General features: G+C 40.0%; 18 protein-coding genes. All 18 read left to right on the top strand.

Annotation, left to right across the window (positions count from 1 at the left end; all coding sequences use genetic code 11):
* Window positions 1–426, top strand: coding sequence for an rRNA maturation RNase YbeY (gene ybeY, locus ACFSKL_RS16520; RefSeq protein ID WP_376887440.1), 426 nt, complete (start codon window positions 1–3; stop codon window positions 424–426).
* Between the two features lie 83 nt (window positions 427–509).
* Window positions 510–2,375: a tRNA uridine-5-carboxymethylaminomethyl(34) synthesis enzyme MnmG gene (gene mnmG, locus ACFSKL_RS16515; protein WP_376887439.1), complete on the top strand. Its 1,866-nt coding sequence runs from the start codon at window positions 510–512 to the stop codon at window positions 2,373–2,375.
* A gap of 1 nt (window position 2,376) precedes the next feature.
* Entirely contained in the window at window positions 2,377–3,273 is an 897-nt protein-coding gene (locus tag ACFSKL_RS16510; protein ID WP_376887438.1) for a class I SAM-dependent methyltransferase, read from the top strand.
* A complete protein-coding gene (locus tag ACFSKL_RS16505; protein ID WP_376887437.1) occupies window positions 3,270–4,997 on the top strand; it encodes an Ig-like domain-containing domain in 1,728 nt (575 codons plus the stop codon). Before ACFSKL_RS16510 ends, ACFSKL_RS16505 begins: the two co-directional genes overlap by 4 nt.
* A gap of 663 nt (window positions 4,998–5,660) precedes the next feature.
* Window positions 5,661–7,415: an AMP-dependent synthetase/ligase gene (locus ACFSKL_RS16500; protein WP_376887436.1), complete on the top strand. Its 1,755-nt coding sequence runs from the start codon at window positions 5,661–5,663 to the stop codon at window positions 7,413–7,415.
* Between the two features lie 883 nt (window positions 7,416–8,298).
* On the top strand, window positions 8,299–8,775 hold the full coding sequence (locus tag ACFSKL_RS16495; RefSeq protein WP_376887435.1) for a MarR family winged helix-turn-helix transcriptional regulator: 477 nt from the start codon (window positions 8,299–8,301) through the stop codon (window positions 8,773–8,775).
* A gap of 113 nt (window positions 8,776–8,888) precedes the next feature.
* Window positions 8,889–11,294, top strand: a complete 2,406-nt coding sequence (locus tag ACFSKL_RS16490) for a 3-hydroxyacyl-CoA dehydrogenase/enoyl-CoA hydratase family protein (RefSeq protein WP_376887434.1) — start codon at window positions 8,889–8,891, stop codon at window positions 11,292–11,294.
* Between the two features lie 110 nt (window positions 11,295–11,404).
* Window positions 11,405–11,776: a four helix bundle protein gene (locus ACFSKL_RS16485; protein WP_376887433.1), complete on the top strand. Its 372-nt coding sequence runs from the start codon at window positions 11,405–11,407 to the stop codon at window positions 11,774–11,776.
* An 84-nt stretch (window positions 11,777–11,860) separates the two neighbouring features.
* Window positions 11,861–13,036, top strand: a complete 1,176-nt coding sequence (locus ACFSKL_RS16480; RefSeq protein WP_376887432.1) for a thiolase family protein — start codon at window positions 11,861–11,863, stop codon at window positions 13,034–13,036.
* A 121-nt stretch (window positions 13,037–13,157) separates the two neighbouring features.
* Window positions 13,158–13,511 carry a four helix bundle protein gene (locus ACFSKL_RS16475; RefSeq protein WP_376887431.1) on the top strand — a complete coding sequence of 118 codons (354 nt, stop codon included), beginning with the start codon at window positions 13,158–13,160 and terminating at the stop codon, window positions 13,509–13,511.
* A 187-nt stretch (window positions 13,512–13,698) separates the two neighbouring features.
* Window positions 13,699–15,498: an acyl-CoA dehydrogenase family protein gene (locus ACFSKL_RS16470; protein WP_376887430.1), complete on the top strand. Its 1,800-nt coding sequence runs from the start codon at window positions 13,699–13,701 to the stop codon at window positions 15,496–15,498.
* A gap of 207 nt (window positions 15,499–15,705) precedes the next feature.
* Window positions 15,706–15,852 carry an alpha/beta fold hydrolase gene (locus ACFSKL_RS16465; RefSeq protein WP_376887429.1) on the top strand — a complete coding sequence of 49 codons (147 nt, stop codon included), beginning with the start codon at window positions 15,706–15,708 and terminating at the stop codon, window positions 15,850–15,852.
* Window positions 15,853–16,131: 279 nt separating this feature from the next.
* Complete coding sequence (locus ACFSKL_RS16460; protein ID WP_376887428.1) at window positions 16,132–16,452, top strand: ArsR/SmtB family transcription factor; 321 nt, start codon at window positions 16,132–16,134, stop codon at window positions 16,450–16,452.
* Window positions 16,449–16,943 (top strand): SRPBCC family protein, encoded by a 495-nt coding sequence (locus ACFSKL_RS16455; RefSeq protein WP_376887427.1) that lies wholly within the window; start codon window positions 16,449–16,451, stop codon window positions 16,941–16,943. Before ACFSKL_RS16460 ends, ACFSKL_RS16455 begins: the two co-directional genes overlap by 4 nt.
* A 4-nt stretch (window positions 16,944–16,947) precedes the next feature.
* Window positions 16,948–17,334 (top strand): DoxX family protein, encoded by a 387-nt coding sequence (locus tag ACFSKL_RS16450; protein ID WP_376887426.1) that lies wholly within the window; start codon window positions 16,948–16,950, stop codon window positions 17,332–17,334.
* A 1-nt stretch (window position 17,335) separates the two neighbouring features.
* Window positions 17,336–17,755 carry a VOC family protein gene (locus ACFSKL_RS16445; RefSeq protein ID WP_376887425.1) on the top strand — a complete coding sequence of 140 codons (420 nt, stop codon included), beginning with the start codon at window positions 17,336–17,338 and terminating at the stop codon, window positions 17,753–17,755.
* 109 nt (window positions 17,756–17,864) lie between these two features.
* Window positions 17,865–18,467, top strand: a complete 603-nt coding sequence (locus tag ACFSKL_RS16440) for a methyltransferase family protein (RefSeq protein WP_376887424.1) — start codon at window positions 17,865–17,867, stop codon at window positions 18,465–18,467.
* On the top strand, window positions 18,464–18,853 hold the full coding sequence (locus ACFSKL_RS16435) for a VOC family protein (protein ID WP_376887423.1): 390 nt from the start codon (window positions 18,464–18,466) through the stop codon (window positions 18,851–18,853). Before ACFSKL_RS16440 ends, ACFSKL_RS16435 begins: the two co-directional genes overlap by 4 nt.
* Window positions 18,854–19,161: the final 308 nt, after the last annotated feature.

Here is a 19,161-nt window from a genome sequence, read left to right as displayed (position 1 = left end):
ATGGCAGTACAATTCTTTGATGAAGATTCTGGATTCAATCTGAAAAACAAAAACCTTCATAAAAAATGGCTCAAAACCATCGCAGAACAAGAAGGATACAAAGTAGGTGAGTTAACTTATATATTTTGTTCGGATGAATATTTGTACAAAATCAATGTAGAATATCTTAACCACGATACTTATACTGACATCATCACCTTTGACAATTCTGAAGAAGCAGACATGATAGAGGGAGACATCTTTATCAGTATAGATAGGGTAAAGGAAAATTCAGCCAGAGAGAACAATGGATTTCAAACAGAACTCCAAAGAGTCATGAGTCATGGCATCCTACATCTGCTGGGATACAAAGACAAAACAAAAAAGGATAAAAAAATCATGAGGGAAATGGAAGATAAATCCATTTCACTTTTTGATAAGATATAAACGTTCCACGTGGAACACTAGATGCTTCACAAAAATCATCAAGAAGCGAATGTTTCACGTGGAACACTAATAAGGATAATGATATGTTTCCACAATATGATGTGATAGTAGTAGGGGCAGGGCATGCAGGCTGTGAAGCTGCACATGCTGCTGCAAAGATGGGGTCAAAAGTACTTTTGTGTACTATGAATATGAATACTATTGCCCAGATGTCTTGTAATCCAGCAATGGGTGGTGTGGCAAAAGGTCAAATCGTAAGGGAAATTGATGCCTTGGGGGGAATGTCTGGAATTATCTCAGACAAATCAATGATCCAATTTAGGATGCTCAACAGATCAAAAGGTCCTGCCATGTGGTCTCCACGAACACAAAATGACAGAATGAGGTTCGCAGAAGAGTGGAGATTGGCTTTGGAACAAACCCCAAACGTGGATTTTTGGCAAGAAATGATCACAGGGCTTATCGTAAAAGATAAACGGGTAACAGGTGTAAGGACGAGTATTGGGCTTGAAATCCCAGGAAAATCAGTGGTACTAACCAACGGAACATTCCTCAACGGACTTATCCATATCGGTGAAAAACAATTTGGTGGGGGAAGAACAGGAGAAGGAGCGGCAAGAGGAATTACAGAACAATTGGTTCAATTGGGTTTCGAAGCGGGCAGGATGAAAACGGGAACACCTCCTAGGGTCGATGGTAGATCACTGGATTATACCAAGATGGAAATCCAATATGGTGATGAAAACCCAGAGAAATTCTCCTATTCAGACGAAACCAAACCCCTACAAAAACAACATAATTGCTGGATCACCTACACCAACAAAGCAGTACACAATACCTTGGAGACAGGCTTCGATAGATCACCCATGTTCAATGGTAGAATCCAAGGATTGGGACCTAGATATTGTCCATCGATAGAAGATAAAATCAACAGGTTTGCAGAAAGGGAAAGGCATCAGATCTTTGTAGAACCAGAGGGATGGAATACCGTGGAAATGTATATCAATGGATTTTCGACTTCACTTCCAGAAGATGTACAATATGAAGCCATGAGAAAAATTCCGGGTTTTGAAAATGCCAAAATGTTCAGGCCTGGTTATGCGATAGAATATGATTTCTTTCCACCTACCCAGCTAAAACTCACTTTGGAGACACAGTTGATAGAAAACCTCTACTTTGCAGGTCAAATCAATGGGACCACAGGATATGAAGAAGCAGCATCACAAGGTCTGGTGGCAGGGATCAATGCTTCGCTGAAAGTAGAGGAGAAAGATCCTTTCTTACTCAAAAGATCAGATGCCTATATAGGTGTGTTGATTGATGACCTGATCAACAAAGGCACCGAAGAACCCTACAGGATGTTCACTTCAAGAGCAGAATTCAGGTTGTTGCTCCGTCAGGATAATGCAGATTTGAGGTTGACACAGATGGGTCATCAGATTGGATTGGCAGATGATGTCCGATTGGACAAAATGATGGACAAAAAATCAGAAACAGAGAGGCTGATCAATGACCTAAAACAGAAAAAACTTTCTCCTGAAATCATCAATGATGGTCTGGAAAGCCTAGATACAGCTACAATCAAGGAAAAGATAACCATAGATAAGCTTCTAAAAAGACCCCAACTGGGTCTTAAAGACATTATGGAGTTGGATACCGAATTCAAGCAATATCTATCCAAATACAACAAGGATGTCCTTGAGCAAGCAGAGATCAAGATCAAATACGAAAGCTACATCGAAAAGGAATCACAGATGGTAGAGAAGCTTTCAAATATGGAGAACTACAAGATTCCAATCACCTTTGACTATTTGGCCATCACAGCACTGTCAGCTGAAGGGAAACAAAAGCTCAACAAGGTAAAACCGGAAACTTTGGGGCAGGCATCTAGAATCAGTGGTGTGACTCCAGCAGATCTATCAATCTTGACAGTGTATTTAGGAAGATAATATGAAAAAAAGATTAACCAAATGCCCACTTTGCAAAAGTGGGCTTTTTCTTAATCATCTCGAAGCTACTGACCATTCGGTGAGCAAAGAGAAATTTTTACTGTGCAAATGCAGCAATTGCAATTTTGTGTTCACCAATCCCAGACCAAGCATAGAATCCATTGGAAAATACTATGAGTTTGAAGATTATATTTCCCATCAGGACAAATCAAACAACCTTACCAATTGGCTGTACAAAATAGTCAGGAACATCACCCTCAAAAATAAATTGGCCTGGATCAATCAATACCACGAAAACAAAGGAACAATACTGGATATAGGTTCTGGAACTGGCTATCTATTGAATACCGCCAACAAAGACGGTTGGAATACAAAAGGGATAGAACCAAATGAAATAGCCAGGGAAAAAGCAAAAGCCTTTGGGTTGGAAATATTCCAAAGCATAGAAGAATTGGATCCAAATGAACAATTCGATGCAATCACGCTATTCCATGTCTTGGAGCATATCCATGCATTGAGAAAAACAACAAAATCCATTGTCAACAAACTGAAAGATGATGGAACGCTCTTCATCGCTGTGCCGAATATAGATTCATGGGATGCAGCCTACTATCAAGCGCATTGGGCAGCACTGGATGTTCCAAGACATTTATACCACTTTAACCAAAATACCGTTAAATATCTTGCAAAAGAGATGGGCTTGAGAATAGTGGAAAAAAAACCAATGAAGTTTGATAGCTACTATGTATCCATCCTATCAGAGAAAAATAAACATAGCAACCAAAGTAATATCAAAACACTTTGGAAAGCCTTTGTAAACGGGTATAAATCAAACAATTGGGCTAAATCTCACAAAGGAAACTATTCAAGTATTCTGTATATTTTAAAGAAAAAATGAAACTATTAATCAGGATATTATCTATATCAATAATTATTCTACTTTATGCTTGTGCTAAACAGAGTACACCTATGGGTGGTGACAAAGACGAAAACCCACCCATGATCCAATCAATGAAGCCAGCTAACGAATCCATCAATGTAAAACCTGAAACGATCGAGTTGGAATTCAATGAGTATATAAAAATAGAGAATGCCAACAAGCAAATCATCGTCACCCCAAGAATAAACAAAGATGAAATGACTGTAACCGCCCTCAAAAATAGGGTAGTCATCAAACTCAACCAGGAATTGGAAGATAGTACAACCTATGTATTCAATTTCCAAAAAAGCATAAAGGACATCACCGAAAGCAACCCAGCTGAAAATCTGAAGTTGGTCTTCTCCACCGGAAATGAAATAGACAGTCTCAAATTCAGTGGAAAAGTAAGTTACACTTTTCCCCAAAAGGATAAGTTTATGAAGGATGTCTTGGTAGGCTTGTATCAGAAAAACGATACTACTGATGTCCTCAGCGCATCTCCGTACTACCTCGCTGCCACTGACAGTGCAGGTAACTTTGAGATCACAAATATCAAAGCAGGGGAATACAGGGCTTATGCTTGGCATGATTCAAACAATTCCCTCAAAGCAGAGGAAAAGTCAGAGGCATATGCATTCTATGGAGATACTATAACTATCGATAAAGACATCAAGGATATTAATTTCATTCTATCAAAAGCTGATATTTCCGAGCTTAAAATAAACAGGACATCAACAGTAGGCGAAAACTTTGACGTAGTCACAAGTAAATATCCAACGGTAATCACAGTAGAGCAGGAAGATCTGAATACAAAGCTTTTCTACAGACAAAACGAAAAGAATATCAGATTCTACCATACAGAATTGAGAAATGACAGCATACAGGCAAAACTGACACTGAGGGATTCGGTTGGGTTCAAACTGGATACATTGCTCTATCTGAGCTTCGAAGAGAGTGACAGAAAGAAGGAAAAATTGGAAACCACAGTCAATTCAGGATCAAATTTCCTCAAAAATATAAAAGCAGAGTACAGCTTCAATAAGCCAATAGCAGACATCAACCTGGATTCATTGTATGTAAAATATGATTCTGCATCTATCCTCAGGATTGAGCGTGACTGGATTTATCTAAAAGACAGCTCCAACTATACACAGGTATTCATGGATATACCACTTGTAGACACCCTTACCAATACAACATTTACAATATTCGCCGCTGACTCCACATTCAGGGATGTCGAGGGAATGTACAATGAGAAAAAAGTGGAAGCTACCTACAAAAAGCTAAATCCAGAAACCCTGGTTACTTCCCTAGATGTCACCATAGAGACAGACTTCCGCCCACTAGTCCTCCAACTACTGGACAAAAGTGGTAAAATAGTCAAAGAAGTTTTCTTGGAGAATACCAACAAACATTCCTTCGTGGACTTTGAAGCAGGAACCTACCACCTAAGGGTCATCTTGGATGAAAACGGAAACAAGCGCTGGGATCCATCCAACATGTTTCAAAACCGACAGGCAGAAAGGGTCTACTACTACAAAAACCCAGCAGATATTACCTCTATGGACATCACCATCAAAGCAGGCTGGGTCAATGAAATCACTGTAATCACTTCTCCAACAAAAGAAAAAGCAGATGATGAAAATGTAGAAACCGAAATCACAGAAGAAATAGAAACTGAAATAGAAGTAGACGATAATTAAACAAAGCAAAAATTGGGATGGGAACATGGATTTTGTGGATAAGGCAGAGACAATGTGTGAATAACTGTCAACAACTTGATGATAAACCAGGCATTATCCCCAAGCCCAAAACCACAAACCAGACATTCTCCAACAATTGGGTATAAGTCCAATATCATACACACTAATCCACATTTACAAACACATAAAGTTACAGACATATAGCTTTATTTATTTATCAACAATAAAAAGCAGCATAAAAGATAAGCTGATTAACTGTCAAAGAGATAGCACACAAAAAGCTGTTGGTAAGTGGTGGATAAGCATGGGGAAAATAGGAAAAACCATTGTGGGTAAACAAAAGGTAAAAACTTGTCCACAAATCCACACCTTAATACCTTTAACCTTGTTTTTTAGATAAATAACCAATTACTTGTAAAGAGAAGTGGATAAGTCTCAAATTTGATTATCCGCTTTCTTACCAGTAGCCATTTGAAATAATGTATCCATATTGTTTCTAGGGTAGGTTGACTGTCAACCGTTGACAATTATACGCATGATTTCATATGCATAATTTTACTACTCGTGTCATTGCGGATAATCATATTCCCAAAAATCAAAATTGCTTTCTTCGATTCAATTTCCTAATTTGAATGACCCTAGGAAACCCAAAATAAAAGGATCATGCAGATTAATCGATTATTTGATATCATCAATTACCAGATAGCAACCTATGACAAGGAAATTTCCCTGGCCCAAAAAGTAAATGGGGAATGGACAGGCTATTCTTCAAAAGAGCTGAAATCCATTGTCGATAATCTTAGCTTGGCATTTTTGTCTGCAGGGATCCTATCAGGTGAAAAAGTTGCAATCATTTCTGATAATAGACCTGAATGGAATTTTGTTGATTTGGCATTGCAGCAGATCGGTGCGATTTCAGTGCCTATGTATCCGACGATATCAGCAGAAGATTACAAATATATTTTTGAACATGCGGAAGTCAAAATGGTCTTTGTGGGCAACGAAGAGATTTTTGAAAAGGCAAAAATAGCCACAGCGGGAACTACCATTGAAATATTGTCATTTGATTCCCTTGAATCCTGTAACCATTGGGAAGCATTTATGAAATCCGGAGAGACCGGAAATTTGGCTGATTTGGAAAGATTGAAGGAGCAGGTAAAGTCAGATGACCTATTTACGATCATATACACCTCAGGTACTACAGGAAGACCCAAGGGTGTCATGCTAAGCCATAGGAATATCATCCACAATTTGCTTGCAGTGGAAGATAGGCTGATCATTCAGAAAGGGACTTCAAAGGCTTTGAGTTTTCTGCCTCTGTGCCATATCTATGAAAGAACAGGATCTTTCTGCTTTATGTACATGGGAATATCCATCTACTATGCCGAGAGTATGGAAAAGATTGGTGAGAACCTCAAGGAAGTCCAGCCGCATGTGTTCAACACCGTTCCACGCCTATTGGAAAAAGTGTATGACAAAATCGTTTCGAAGGGATATGAACTGACAGGATTGAAGAAATCCCTGTTCTTTTGGGCACTCAATCTGGGTTTGAAGTTTGAACCCAACAAATCGCAGGGGTTTTGGTATGATCTCCAATTGAACTTGGCAAACAAAATTATCTTCAGTAAATGGAGGGAAGCGCTTGGTGGAAATGTACAGCAGATCAATTCCGGTGCATCGGCATTGCAGCCAAGATTGGCACGTGTATTCTGGAGTGCAGGGATTCCAGTATGTGAAGGATATGGATTGACAGAGACCTCCCCGGTAGTTTCGGCATCGATTTGCAATCTAGAGGACATCCGGATCGGTTTTGTGGGCAAGCTTGTAAAAGAAGTCCAGGTCCAGATCGCAGAAGATGGCGAAATCTTGGTGAAAGGACCCAATGTGATGTTGGGATACTACAAGCAGCCCGATATGACCGCAGAGTGCATTAAAAATGGCTGGTTTCATACAGGAGATATTGGTGAGCTGCATGATGGGGGCTATCTCAAGATTACCGACCGGAAAAAAGAGATGTTCAAAACTTCCGGAGGAAAGTACATTGCCCCACAACCCATGGAGAATAAATTCAAGGAATCCACTTTGATAGAGCAGATCCTCGTTGTTGGAGAAAACAAAAATTATCCTGCAGCCTTGATTGTGCCGAGTTTTGATGGGTTGAGGGATTATTGCCGCCACAAGGATATTCCTTATACCAAAGATGCCGAAATGATCCAAAAACCTGAAATTATAGAAAAATATCAGCGGGAAATCGACCTGCTTAACAAGTACTTCGGAAAATGGGAACAAGTCAAGCGCTTTATCTTATTGCCAAATCCCTGGGGAATAGAATCAGGTGAATTGACCCCTACCATGAAGCTGAAAAGAAAAGTCATCCATAGTAAGTATGCGAATGAGATAGAGGGGCTTTATAATTAGTCAACTGACAACAGTCATCAGACAACAGAATGAATCCCACGTGATCCCCATACTGTTGACTGTCAACGGTTGACCGTTGACGTAATGAAAAATTATAACCACAATGATCACAAAGTTTTTCACAAAGAACACAAAGTCTTGGATGCACTTTAGTCACCTTTTGGAGAAACCAAACCTATAGGACTTTAGCCGATAGTAGTTTAGTTAAAAATTCAGATGCCCTTTCAGGGCAATTGGTTTGCATTTTATTCACTATAGCATAGGGTTGCAACCCTATGTTAGGATCAAATGCCCTTTCAGGGCAAATTAAAAGATGATTTTTGAGTTTTATGATTTGATCAACTGTTGTTCATTTCAAATTTTGAAATCTAAGTATCCAACATTTTTCTATTTTAGCATCCCCCAACCTTCCGACCACTTAACCTCTATAAGCCAATTCCCCAATGAAGCTTAGGGTTTAGAAGTTTGGAAAAATTAACCTTGAATCCCCTAACCTTTAAATCCGACTCGGCGGACAAGCTCTTTCAACTTTCCAACCTACTAATCTTTTTACCAACTGATCCACTGATACTCAATAACTCAATCCACTTATTCCCCTAATTTTCCAATCCACAGATAACTCAATTCACTTATTCAACTATTTCACTATTAACCCAATTAACCCTTAACAATTATTTTATTTTAGAAACTTCTTTCGCCAATACCAGTTTTCAATGCCATTTTATACTTAAATACTTAAGGAAATACTTCATAACAGAATTATATTTCTATTTTGTAAAATAAAACATTTTTTAATTTCTTCTGCATGCATAACTTTTTTAGAGAATAGTATGTATGCATAACAAATTTTTCTTAAATTAGGCTTACAAAATTCAATATGCCTATGAAACGCGAAGAAACGGTAGATTACCACATCAAAAGTTCTTGGCACGCCATTTCAAGAATGTACAACCAAAAAGCCTCTTTGGATGATTTTACTGCGTCAATTGGATATGTATTGATCAATATAAACTCCAAAGAAGGCACAGCTGCCACCAAAATAGCCCCTTTGATGGGCCTGGAGGCCCGCAGTCTGACCAGGATGCTCAAGACAATGGAAGAAAAAGGGCTGATATACAGAAAGCAGGATTCTCTTGACAAAAGATCTGTCCGCATCTATCTGACTGAAGAAGGGAAGAGAAAAAAGGAGATTTCCATAGAGACCATCAAGGATTTTAACTTGATGGTCAGGCAGGAAGTGAATGAAGAAGATTTGGACAATTTTTTTAAAGTCTTCCAAAAAATCAACGAAACAATCGAAAAAATACAGTTGGAAACCATAAACCCAAACCAATATAAGAGTAAAGTATACGAACTCTAAACCAATATAATCTTATGAAATCGACACGATCAAAATAATCATTTCATCATACTTATTATGATTATTTAATCGTGGAAGATTCCATCTGACCAATAAAAAAAAATAATAAACAGATGAAAAGAACAATTCAGAAAGTTGCCATTTTAGGTTCAGGTGTGATGGGATCAAGGATTGCCTGCCATTTTGCCAATATCGGCGTGCAGGTATTGCTCCTAGATATCATTCCCCGCGAACTCAATGACGATGAAAAGAAAAAGGGACTGACCCTCGAAGACAAAGCGGTAAGAAACAGGCTTGTCAATTCAGCATTGCAATCCACCTTGAAAAACAAACCTGCATCCCTCTATGATGCGGCAAATATTGATAGGATTACCACAGGAAATTTTGACGATGACCTTCCCAAAATCAAAGATTACGATTGGGTCATGGAAGTGGTAGTCGAGAGATTGGATATCAAGCAATCCCTATTCGAGAAAGTTGAAAAATATAGAAAGCCAGGTACATTGATCACCTCAAATACCTCTGGTATTCCCATGCACTTGATGTGTGAAGGAAGATCGGAAGATTTTCAGGTCAATTTTGCAGGAACACACTTTTTCAATCCTCCAAGATATCTGAGGCTGTTGGAGATTATTCCCGGACCAAAAACCAATCCTGAGATCATCGATTTCTTGATGGACTATGGGGATAGACATTTGGGCAAGGAGACGGTACTCTGTAAAGATACGCCTGCCTTTATTGCCAACAGAATCGGTGTATATGCAATCATCTCGGGCATGCATGCCATTGAGAAAATGGGCTTGGGTGTATCAGAAGTGGATAAATTGACGGGTACTGTCATTGGACGTGCCAAGTCTGCCACATTCCGTACAATGGATGTAGTCGGCTTGGATACAACGGTCAATGTCGCCAACAATCTATACAAAACACTGGAACATGATGAGTCTAGGGACAAATTCCAGTTGCCAAACATTGTCAAAGTACTCTATGACAACAAATGGTGGGGAGATAAGACCGGTCAGGGATATTTCAAAATGATCCGTCATGATGATGGCAGAAAAGAACTGAAGGAGCTTGATCTGAAGACTTTTGAATACAAAGATGCTGAAAAGCCGAAATTCAAGGCACTGGAAGCATCCAAAGAAATCGAGGATCTGAAAAAGAGGATCAAGTTTTTGGTCAACTTCGAAGACAAGGCTGGTGAGTTCTACAGAGCTTCATTTTATGATTTGTTCAAATACTGCTCACATAGAATCCCTGAAATCTCCGATGAAACCTACAGAATCGATCAGGCTGTTTGCGCTGGATTTGGTTGGGAGTTGGGGCCTTTTGAAACCTGGGATGTATTGGGTGTCAAAGAGACGGTCCAAAAAATGGAAGCAGCCGGAGAGAAAGCCGCTGCATGGGTCCATGAAATGCTGGATGCGGGCAATGAGTCTTTCTACAAAGTAGAAGCCGGGCAAAAAAAGTTTTATGACCTCAAGTCCAAGACATACCTTCCGATCCCGGGACAGGAAGAATTTATCATCCTTGATACGCTCAAAGCGGCCAACAAGAAAGTTTGGGGCAATGCCGGAGCGACTATTTATGACATGGGAGATGATGTGATTGGATTGGAATTTCATACCAAGATGAATTCCCTAGGCCAAGAAGTCATCGAAGGAATCAATACTGCCATCAGCATGGCGGAGAAATCCTACAAAGGCTTGGTAATCGGAAACGAAGGGGCGAATTTCTCCGCAGGGGCTAATTTGGCCATGCTGTTTATGTTTGCCGGAGACCAGGAATATGATGAAATCAACCTGATGATTGCCGGATTCCAGAATACCATGATGCGGGCAAGATACTCATCTGTCCCAGTAGTGGTGGCTCCGCACAATATGGCCTTGGGCGGTGGATGTGAATTGTCACTCCATGCAGATGCGGTGCAGGCACATGCCGAATTGTATATGGGGTTGGTAGAATTTGGTGTTGGTTTGATTCCCGCTGGGGGAGGTACCAAGGAGATGACCCTGAGATTCTCCAATGACATCAAGGATGGGGATGTGGAGTTGAACAGGTTGCAGGAATACTTTATGAATATCGCTACCGCAAAAGTTTCCACTTCGGCAGAAGAAGCAAGGGGTTTGGGTTATTTGCAAGTCAAAGATTCCATTACGCTAAACAGAAAAAGACAGCTGGCAGAAGCCAAAGCCAAAGTCTTGTCGCTGTATGATGCAGGATATACCCAACCGATTCAGCAGACAGATATCAAAGTATTGGGCAAGACCTCCCTGGCATTGTTTGAGGCAGGAATCACAGGCATGCAATATGGAAAATACATCTCAGACCACGATGCCAAAATCGCCAGAAAATTGGCTTGGGTAATGTCAGGGGGAGATCTTTCTTCACCGACATTGGTCAGCGAACAATTCCTCTTGGATCTCGAAAGAGAAGCCTTCCTGAGTTTGACGGGAGAGAAAAAGACCCTGGAGAGAATCCATAGTATTCTGTTCAAAGGGAAACCGTTGAGGAATTAGAAGCGAGATGCTAGAGACGAGATGCTAGAGACGAGAGACTAGAAAGTTTGAAACGATACTATATACACATGGGAAGTGAAAATCAGGCAATAATTTTAAATTGAAATTTTATGAAGCTGAGACATAATTTTAAAAACTTAACTGTTTGGAACAAAGCCGTTGATTTGGCTGTGAAAATTTATGAAACATCTGCATTATTTCCATCTGAAGAAAAGTTTGGAATGACCTCCCAAATGAGAAGATCCAGTGTTTCTATTCCATCTAATATAGCCGAAGGAACAGCAAGAAACTCTTCAAAGGCTTTTGCAAATTGTCTAGATATTAGTTTGGGTGAAAGCTTCGAATTAGAAACCCAATCAATAATTGCAAGCAGGGTTGGTCTCTTGAATCAAGAATTGTTTGAATCTATCAATCATGATCTTGACGAAATTCAAAAAATGCTCGTCGGTCTCAAATCTAAGGTAGAATCGAATCCTTACTAGAACCGAGTCTAATTTCTCGCCTCTAGTTTCTAGTTTCTCAAATGAAACTAAAATCACATCAGAAACACTAAAAACAAACTCAAAATGGAAGCTTATATAGTAAATGGATATAGATCGGCGGTAGGAAAGGCCAAAAAAGGTGGCTTTAGATTCTATCGTCCGGATGATTTGGCAGCGGATGTGATCAAACATCTGGTGGCCAATACACCGGGATTGGAAAATAAAATGGTAGATGACCTGATCGTAGGAAATGCCATTCCGGAAGGTGAACAAGGGATGCAGATGGGGAGGATGATTTCCCTATTGGCTTTGGGAATAGAAAACCCTGGCTTTATCATCAACAGGTATTGTGGTTCCGGATTGGAAGCAATCGCCCTGGCAGTTGGGAAAATCAAGGCTGGAATGGCTGACTGTATCATCGCTGGAGGGACAGAATCCATGTCCCTCCTGCCAATGATGGGCTACAAAACAGCGCTCAATTGGAAAATTGCTTCAGAAACCCCTGATTATTACCTCAGCATGGGTCTGACAGCAGAGGAATTGGCCAAGGAATATGATATCACTAGAGAGCAGGCGGATGAATTTTCCGTAAAATCGCATGACAAGGCTTTGGCGGCAATTGCAGCTGGAAAGTTCAAAGATGAAATCGTTCCGATAGAAGTCGTAGAAACGTATCTGGACGAAAATGGGAAAAGAAAAACCAGAAAATTCACCGTGGACACAGATGAGGGACCTCGTAAAGGGACTTCCCTGGAGGGGCTTTCGAATCTAAGACCGGCCTTCAAGCAAGGTGGCCAGGTGACTGCCGGAAATTCCTCACAGACTTCGGATGGAGCAGCCTTCGTAGTGGTGATGTCAGAGCGCATGGTTAAGGAATTGAACTTGGAGCCGATTGCCAGATTGATGGCCTATTCTGTGGCAGGTGTGGAACCAAGGATCATGGGAATCGGACCAAAAGAAGCTGTTCCAAAAGCACTGAAGCAAGCAGGTCTGACGCTGAATGACATCGATCTGATCGAATTGAACGAAGCCTTTGCAGCGCAAGGGTTGGCAGTGATGAAGTCCTTGGATATGAATCCGGATATCGTCAATGTCAACGGGGGCGCAGTAGCCCTGGGACATCCGCTGGGCTGTACCGGAGCCAAGCTTTCCGTCCAGCTTTTCAGCGAACTCCGCCGCCAAAACAAGAAACACGGCCTAGTCACTGCCTGCGTCGGAGGAGGACAGGGAGTAGCAGGGGTGTTTGAGCTGTTAAGGTAGTTATTAGACTGGAGATATGAGATATGAGAAATGAGACCGCTTTGGTCTTTAAAAGATTTAATGATAATGATCAATTTTGGATTAGGGAAAACTAATTTTCAAACTTTTAATCTGTAGAATTATGAATAATCATAAAGAATTGGAAATCTGGAAGAGATCCATCAAACTAGCTGTAAGTGTATATAAAGCAACAAAATTTTTTCCTTCAGAGGAAAAATTTGGTTTGACTTCACAAATAAGAAGATGTTCGGTTTCAGTACCTTCAAATATTGCTGAGGGAGCAGGAAGGAGAGGAAATAAGGAGTTTCTTCAATTTCTAGGAATTGCTTATGGATCTTTATGTGAATTAGAAACTCAATTAATTATCTCGATGGAATTAGAGTTTTTGAGTCATGGTGATTTTGAAAAATTGAATGTAGAAATTAATGAAATTCAAAAAATGACCTATTCTCTAATGACTAAAATTTCAAACTAGCTCTTAATCTGTCTTATCTCAAATCTCATATCTCACGTCTCAAATCTAAAAAATTAAGTAACTACCGAACTTACTGAAATACAAAAAATGCTCTATTCATTAATCTTAAAATTTGAAAAAAACAATGACTAGGTCGTGGGGGTAAGTTTGTCTTATTTCTTACGTCTTGAGTCTAATGTCTTTAATTATGAACACAGTAACCAAAAAATCAATCAACGGAGGCGAGTTTCTTATCAGGGAAACGGAAGCCCAGGATATCTTCATTTTTGAAGAATTCAACGAAGAACAAAAAATGATGGCGCAGGCATGCCAGGATTTTATCGATACGGAGATCACGCCAAATATCGAGGAAATCGACAGCATGAAAAACCCGGATCTGGTCCCTACAATCTTTAGGAAGGCTGGGGAATTGGGTTTGTTGGGGATTTCTGTTCCCGAAAAATTCAATGGCATGGGCATGAGTTTCAATACCTCCATGCTGATCGCGGATATCATTGGGGCTGCAGGATCATTTTCTACCACCTATGGTGCCCATACTGGTATTGGTACCTTGCCGATTCTCTACTATGGTACAGAAGACCAAAAGCAAAAGTACCTTCCCAAGCTTGCCACAGGAGAATGGGCGGCATGCTACTGTTTGACAGAGCCGGATGCAGGTTCGGATGCCAACAGTGGCAAGACCAAAGCTGCTTTGACCGAGGATGGCAAGCATTACCTGATCAATGGACAGAAGATGTGGATTTCCAATGCAGGATTTGCAGATGTATTCATTGTCTTTGCCAAGATCGAAGATGACAAAAACCTGACGGCATTTATTGTGGAGAAGGATTTTGGCGGTATCACCATGAACGAAGAGGAGAAAAAGATGGGGATCAAGGGTTCTTCAACCCGACAGGTGTTCTTCAACGACTGCAAAGTACCGGTAGAAAACATGCTTTCCGAAAGAGGCAATGGTTTCAAAATCGCCGTGAATATCCTCAATATCGGAAGGATCAAATTGGGATCCGGTATACTCAACGGTGCCAGGTATATCATCAGCAATTGTGTGAAGTATTCTACGGAAAGGAAACAGTTTGGTGTGAGCATCAACAGCTTTGGGGCCATCAAAGGCAAACTTGCTGAAATGGCCATCAAAACCTTTGCCTCAGAATCACTGACCTATCGGGCTGGACAGGACATAGAAGACAGGATTAACAACCTGGCTGCTGAGGGGATGGACGAAAGCCAAGCCAAGCTGAAAGGTGTGGAGGAGTTTGCGATCGAATGTGCCATATCGAAAGTACACGGTTCAGAAGTATTGGATTATGTAGCTGACCAGGGTGTGCAGGTGTACGGGGGAATGGGCTATTCGGCAGATGCGCCGATGGAGCGGGCTTACAGAGATGCCCGAATCGTCCGGATCTATGAGGGAACCAACGAAATCAACCGCATGCTGATGGTGGGAATGGTCTTAAAAAGGGCTATGAAGGGTGAGATCAACCTCTTCGAACCAGCCATGGCAGTATCGAAGGAGTTGACCTCAGTGCCTAGTTTTGACACAATCGATACTTCGGAGCTCTTTGCTGCCGAGAAGGAAGTGATCAAAAAACTCAAAAAGGTATTCCTGATGGTAGGAGGCAAAGCAGCGATGGCCTTGCAGGACAAGATAGAAGACGAGCAGGAGATCATGATGAACCTGGCAGATGTGATGGTGGAGATCTATGCCTCAGAGTCAGCCATCTTGAGGGCCGAAAAGCTTGCCAAGATGCATGGTGAAGAAGCCAGCAAGCACCAGATCGCCATGGCCCAGGTATACTTGGCAGGAGCAGTGGACAAAATCAATGCCGCTGCCAAAGAAGCCATTGCTTCATTTACCAAGGGAGATGAACAGAAAGTCATGCTAATGGGCTTGAAACGCTTCACCAAGATGGATCTGGTGGATACCAAGACACTGAGAAGACAGATCGCCGATTATATGGTGGAGAAGGGCAAGTATCCATTTTCTTGATCCTTTGATGCCACAAAGGAAGTAAGTAAAAATCACTAACTTTTCCAATCGGCCGCGGCTGATTGGAAAAGTTAAAATAAATAAAAGCCCCTGATCTCTCAGAGGCTTTTTTGTTATCTGCATATATTTTTGAGTAATCTTGATTAAATTGGTTTTGACTTACCAAAAACAAAACGACTGTATATTAGGTTGACAAATGACAAGTCAATGCCGACAGATTTGCAAGAAGAAATGGCGAAAAATTTGAACGCAACAAAAATAGAAACTGTGTATAGCGGACATTTGCCTATGATGAGCAAACCAATTGAATTGACAAAAATTATAAAAGATTTTATCGAAAGTCTTAAATCATAAAAACAACGAACTGCTAACAGCCGTTTGGCTCAATGGGGGCAGCCGTGGTTAAATCAAGTGCAGTGCTAAATTCAAGTTCTGTTCTTCGCAGGAAGTTCAGTGCTAAAAATCCCTGCCTGCGTGTAGGTCCAATCGTCATGGGCAATTTTAGGACGACCATGCAGACCGACAATTCCGACCGACTTTTTAACAATCAAAAAAAATCAAAAAAAATTGCGAAACCGAAAAGTTGCATATATATTTGCAACCGATTGGTTTCACAAATAAAACAAACTTACATTGAGAAGAGACATTTTTCAAGCAATTGCAGACCCGACAAGAAGAGCTATAATCGTCTTAATTGCATTACAGGCAATGACACCAAAGGCTATTGCCGAACACTTCGAAACAACAAGACAAGCTGTTTCAAAACACCTTCGCATTTTGACAGAGTGCGAACTTGTAAAACAAGAACACCAAGGTAGAGAAATTTACTACTCACTTGAAATTGACAAAATGAAAGAAATTGACAAGTGGATAGAACAATTCAGAAAGATCTGGGAAACCCGATTCAACCAACTTGACCAAGTATTATCAACAATTAAAAAACAGAAAAAATGAATAATCTATTATTTGACTTCACAGTTGACAAATCAAAAAACACCGTTTTTGTAAACAGAGAATTTGATGCCGACCTATCATTGGTTTGGGACGCATTTACAAAACAAGAAATCCTTGACCAATGGTGGGCACCCAAACCTTTTGCATCTAAAACAATAGCAATGGATTTTAAAGTTGGTGGCAGAAGATTTTACGCAATGGTTAGTCCTGAAGGACAAGAATATTATGCCATTCAAAAATACACGTCAATTACCCCAAAAAGCAATTTCAAATATTTGAATGCTTTTGCCGACAAAGATGAAAATCCCTTTTTACCAGGTTCCGACTGGGATTTGAATTTTTCTGAACAAACTGGAATAACCAAAGTAAGCATTACGATATACAATGATTCTCTTGAACGGATGGAGAAGATGATAGAAATGGGCTTCAAAGAAGGCTTTACAATGACCTTAAATGAACTTGACATATTATTATCAACTTTAAAAAAATAAAACAATGAAAAAAAACAAAATCATATTTTGGACAGCGACCATTATCATTGCACTTTGGGAAGCAGTTATGCCAGTTAGCACTTGGATTTTAGCACCCGAGTATATGACTTTTGGAACGAAAGCATTAGGCTATCCTGACTACTTTGCTTATTCCTTGACAGTAGCGAAAGTTTTTGGTGTCATTGCAATTATCTATTCTAAGACTCCAAACACAATTAAAGAATGGGCTTATGCAGGACTTTCATTTACGTTAATCTTTGCATTTTTAAGTCATTTATTTGTGGACAAGAACATTGGCTATATGCTTATGCCATTGGCTTTTTTAGGTATTCTCGCAGTTTCATACTTTTACAAAGACAAAATTCAAAACAATAAATTAAAATCAAAATAGAATGGCAAAACAAGTATTTATCAATTTAGCAGTTAAAGACCTTCAAAAATCTATGGACTTTTACACTGCATTAGGATTTACTAACAATCCTCAATTTTCAGACGACACAGCAAAATGTATGGTTTGGAGTGAAAACATTTTTGTGATGATAATGACACACGAAAAATTTAAAACTATTGCAACCAAACCATTAGCAGACACAAAGTCAAATTTAGCAGGACTTTTTTCATTATCGTTAGACAGCATAGACGAAGTGAACAATTTAATGGCTAATGGACTTAAGGCAGGTGGGATTGAACCAAACGAACTGAAAGATTATGGTTTTATGCAACAGCGAACAATTGAAGACTTTGACGGACACACTTGGGAAGTTTTCTTTATGGACATTACCAAATTCCCCACGGAACAACCAAACGGATAAAAAAACTGCCCATAACAGCGGTTTGGTGCAAAACGTTATATACAATGGCTCCGACTTAATAATGGGACAAATAATCATTTCTGAAACTTCATAATCTTCCTATTCCACAATGACTGAGCTTCTAAGAATAGTTTTACCGATTTACTTCATTGTTTATTTTGGAGTTGCTTTCGTTTTGAAATCTGTTATTGTAGCAAGACGAATTGGGAAAAATCCGCTTGTTTTACCAAAAGACGACAGTGCTTACGGACTCATCGGACTTTACTTCAGACTGACATTGATAGCAATGCTTATTTATGTTGTTGCTTACGCTTTGTTTCCGACTTGGCACGACAAGTTTTTACCAATCATACAACTTGACAAACAGACGATAAAATATGTTGGCCTTGCAATTCTTTTCATTTCGCTGGCGTGGACAGTAATTGCACAAGGACATATGAAAAATTCTTGGCGTATCGGCATTGACACAGACACAAAAACAGAATTGGTAACAAGTGGACTTTTTGCAATTTCACGAAACCCGATATTTTTCGGAATGATTTTAAGTTTGGGCGGACTTTTCTTGACAACGCCAAACGCATTGACAGCATTGTTTTTGATTTTAGGTTACGTTCTCATTCAAATACAAATCCGACTTGAAGAAGAATTTCTGACCATAGAACACGGACAAGAATATCTTAACTATAAACAAAAAGTAAGGCGACTGATATGAAAAGCAAATTAATTAAAACACATTTTGCACCTGAACTGCACATTCCTAATGGCACGTTCGATATTGATTTTTATATTAAATTAGGTGCAACTGAGAATTTCACCTTTAAGAATGATGACGGGAGCATTCACGTAGTAGAATTGGAAATAGATGGTGCCATATTTCATCTACACGAAACTATGCGTGGTGCTCTTGAGCCTATAACCGCAAAAGGTGTAACAACAGTAATCGGTTTGTTTGTGGAAAATGTTCAAGAAGTTTTTAACCGAGCCATTTTAGCAGGAGCTACAGAAATCAATCCTGTTACTGACTACGATTACGGTTACAGGCAAGCAATGTTCAAAGACCCATTTGGACATTATTGGCAAATTCAGAAAAAAATCTAAACCTGAAAGAGAAACAACGAACCGCCAACAGCAGCTAGACTCCAATAGCCATCGGAGCAGGGATTTTCCCGCTTTGGCGGGACAGGCTGTGCTTCGTAGAACAGGAAAATGCTAAATTTGAAGTTCTCCCGATTTTCTTATCGGGATCGTAGGAAGTTCAGTGGTAAAAATCCCTGCCTGCATGTAGCCTTGACCGTTGGCGGCCATTCCCCCTACTTTAAAAAAGTTGATTTCGTAAGCTAACGTTTGAGAGCATCGTGGCAAGATTTTTTGTAAATTACTAGTCTCTCAGCAAGGCCGATTTTAGA

It is taken from the genome of Belliella marina (assembly GCF_042682445.1).
Classification (GTDB): domain Bacteria; phylum Bacteroidota; class Bacteroidia; order Cytophagales; family Cyclobacteriaceae; genus Belliella; species Belliella marina.
This window is presented reverse-complemented; position numbering and strand designations above follow the sequence as displayed.